The organism is Ideonella sp. P3_A4, from assembly GCF_056403075.1.
Genome location: NZ_JBFUGE010000694.1, coordinates 1 through 2,958, shown reverse-complemented (window position 1 = coordinate 2,958; position 2,958 = coordinate 1). Strand labels below are relative to the sequence as shown.

Genomic DNA, 2,958 nt, shown 5'->3' with positions numbered 1-2,958 from the left:
GGTCTTGGTTGAATGCACACTCGGCCGGCGTCAGCGCAGCCACATCGACCCGATGGCCACGCCGCCAGACCCAGACGGCTTCGCCCTGCCCGGCCGCCAACGCTTCGCGTGCAGGCTCCAGGTCGGGCTCGGCTTCGGCAGGCACCTGGTGCGCCTGCCAGATGGTGAGCACCGGCCAGGTCGAGGCCGCGCAGGCACTGCCGTCGACGAAACGCACCTGCAATGCATCGGGGTCTTCGCTGGCCAGCGCCCGCAGATCGGGCGCACCGTCCTGCGGGTCGGCCGCGGTGTGGGCACGGTGCACGGCCCACTCCAGCCGTGCCACATCAGCCAGGTACGGCACATCCGTCAGTTCAGGGATGGCCAGCAGCTGATCGGCCAGTTCGGCGCCAAACCAGGCCAGGTCACCTCGGGTCGGGGGATGGTCGCGCCACAGGTCGCGCGCCAGAGCCGCCATCGTCTCTTCGCCGACCAGCCTCGCCAGCACCGGGTAGGCCGCGGAAAGGGCCCGCTCGGCGATGGTCTGGGCATTCGCGCGGTAGGCCTGCAGCCCGGCAAGCCGATCGGCGGGCTGCAGCGCGACGCGTCCTCGCAGCGCAACTGCCGCCACGGGCAGGTCCGTTGGCGTGGCCGTACGCAGCGCATTCAGCAACGCTTGCTGGCGCGCGAGTTCGGCGCTCACTTCGCCACCTCCTGCGCCCGCCGGGCTTCGCCCAGCAGCACGTCGAAAGGCGGCAGGTTCGTGTCCCACTCGATCAGCGTCGGGGTAGAACCCAGCCGCTGCATCGCATGGCGATAGACCTGCCAGACCGGCGCATGCACCGTCGAGCCATGGTCGTCGATCACCAGCGGGCCCTCGTCGTTGTAGCCGGCCAAGTGGACCTCACCGACGATGCCGGGGTCGATCGCATCGACCCAGGCGCAGGCATCGGCCACGGCGTCGGCAGCGCCGCGGTTCAAGCTGTTGACGACAAGGTTGTTCACGTCCAGCAGCAGGCCACAGCCGCTGCGCTGCGCCAGGGCATTGAAGAACTCGGGCTCGGCCAGGTGGTCGTCTTCCCAGCGCAGGTAGGCCGAGATGTTTTCCACCAGCAGCGGGCGCTTCAGGCGCTCTTGCACCTGCTGCACATGGGCCACCATCAGGTCGAGCGAAGCGTCGGTGAAGGCGATCGGCAGCAGATCGCTGCCATGCAGCACCGGGCCGCCACCGGGCATGGCCACCCGCGCAAAGCTTGCGTGGTCTGAAACCCGCACGGGCTGCACCCGCTCGACCAGGGCAGCAAGCTGGTCCAGGTGCCAAGGGTCCAGCCCCGCCGCCGAACCCAGCGCCAGGCCCACACCGTGCAGGCTCACCGGGTAGTGCTCGCGCGCCTCGCCCAGCAGCGCCAGCGCCGCACCGCCCTCGGCAAAGAAGTTCTCCGAGTGGACTTCGATGAAGTCCAGCTCCGGGCGGCGCTCCAACAGCTCGCGGTAGTGCGGCTGGCGCCAGCCAATGCCCACCGGGGTCGGCACGGGTTGCGGGGCGGTGGTCATGCGGTCGAGGCGCGGGCTGCTGCTGTCGGCGTTTGGCTTACTTCTTGGTCTTGGCCTTGGCTTCGTCGACGGTCAAGCCCTTCAGGTCCTTGCAGGTGCCCTTGGCGACATACTTCCACTCGTTGGCGTCCATGTCGGTCTTGGACTGGCCGGCGCAAGAATGGCTGCCGTTCAGGTTGGAACAGTCGTTCTGGCCGGCCTTGACGATGCCATAGCATTTCTCCTTGCCCTTTTCTTCGGCGTGCGCGCTGGCGCTGGCCAGGCCCAGGGCGAACACGGCGGCGAAGGCGGAAGCGACGATCTGGCGTTGTTGGGTCATGTCTGAAAACTCCTTGAGAGGTTGATGAACGGGACAGGCATGGGTCGACGGCAGCCCAAGTYCCTTACACTGCCGGCCAACGTATTGAAGAAAGCGCCCGCATGACGGATTTTGCGCAGCAGGTCGAGACTTTGCGACCCCAGTTGTTGCGATATGCGCGCAGTCAGCTGCGCAACGACGCCTGGGCCGAGGACGCCGTGTCCGACACCTTGCTCGCCGCACTCGAAAAGCCGCAGAGCTTTGGCGGCGGCTCGGCCTTGAAGACCTGGCTGGTCGGCATCTTGAAGCACAAGCTGATCGATCAGCTGCGCCGCCATGCCCGCGAAGCCACGGTGCTGGATCGGGATGACGGCGAAGACCTCGACGCCCTGATGTTCGACGAGACCGGCCACTGGCGGGAAACACCGGTGGATTGGGCCGACCAGCCCGAAGCCCTGTGCGGCCAGCGCCAGTTCCTGGCCGTGCTGGACGCCTGCGTCGAGAAACTGCCCACCACCCAGGGCCGCGTCTTCATGATGCGCGAGTGGCTGGAACTCGACACCGACGAGATTTGTAAGGAACTGGCGATCACGTCGACCAACTTGTGGGTGCTGCTGCACCGAGCCCGGCTGCGCTTGCGAGACTGTTTGCAAGCCAGTTGGTTCAACGCCGTGGGCAGTGCGGGAGGCCGGGCATGACTTGGAAGATCGATTGCAGGGAAGCGACGCACCTGGTGCTGCAAGGCGAAGACCAGCCCCTGGGCTGGGCCGACCGCCTGCGCCTGCGCATGCACCTGGCCATATGCGCCGCCTGCCCCCGCTTCGTGCGCCAGGTCAGCCTGATGCGCCATGCGATCGGCAGCTGGCGGGCTTACAGGAACGAAGGCGACGGGCCGGGCGAGCCGCCGGCGTCTCCATGAAGAAAGGGCCCCGCGGGGCCCTTTGTCTTGGTCAGCACGGTGACGCCGACGCGTCAGGGCCGACTCAAGGATGAAGTGCAACACCAGCGATGTCGGTGACTTTGAGTTGAGAGAAGACTTCGTGTGGAGTGCGGAAGCCGAGGATCTTGCGAGGAGTGTTGTTGAGGACGAACTCGAGGTTGCGCAGATCTTTGTCGGTAAGGGGCGA

At 66.8% G+C, this 2,958-nt stretch carries 5 protein-coding genes; 2 read left to right on the top strand and 3 right to left on the bottom strand.

What is annotated here, in order from left to right:
• The 3 genes from AC1DYI_RS31270 to AC1DYI_RS31260 form a co-directional block, all read right to left on the bottom strand.
• Positions 1–682: HvfC/BufC family peptide modification chaperone (locus tag AC1DYI_RS31270; protein WP_477208009.1), on the bottom strand; the 682-nt coding region annotated here is incomplete at its 3' end.
• Positions 679–1,533 (bottom strand): MNIO family bufferin maturase, encoded by an 855-nt coding sequence (bufB, locus tag AC1DYI_RS31265; protein WP_477208008.1) that lies wholly within the window; start codon positions 1,531–1,533, stop codon positions 679–681. The genes bufB and AC1DYI_RS31270, both read right to left, overlap by 4 nt.
• 37 nt (positions 1,534–1,570) lie before the next feature.
• Positions 1,571–1,852 (bottom strand): BufA1 family periplasmic bufferin-type metallophore, encoded by a 282-nt coding sequence (locus AC1DYI_RS31260; protein WP_477208007.1) that lies wholly within the window; start codon positions 1,850–1,852, stop codon positions 1,571–1,573.
• A 101-nt stretch (positions 1,853–1,953) separates the two neighbouring features.
• Between AC1DYI_RS31260 and AC1DYI_RS31255 the strand changes: the two genes are divergently transcribed.
• Both AC1DYI_RS31255 and AC1DYI_RS31250 read left to right on the top strand, forming a co-directional pair.
• The gene (locus AC1DYI_RS31255) at positions 1,954–2,529 is read left to right on the top strand and encodes a sigma-70 family RNA polymerase sigma factor (protein ID WP_477208006.1); all 576 of its coding nucleotides are present in this window, start codon (positions 1,954–1,956) and stop codon (positions 2,527–2,529) included.
• Positions 2,526–2,750 (top strand): zf-HC2 domain-containing protein, encoded by a 225-nt coding sequence (locus AC1DYI_RS31250; protein WP_477208005.1) that lies wholly within the window; start codon positions 2,526–2,528, stop codon positions 2,748–2,750. Before AC1DYI_RS31255 ends, AC1DYI_RS31250 begins: the two co-directional genes overlap by 4 nt.
• The last annotated feature ends 208 nt before the right edge of the window (positions 2,751–2,958 follow it).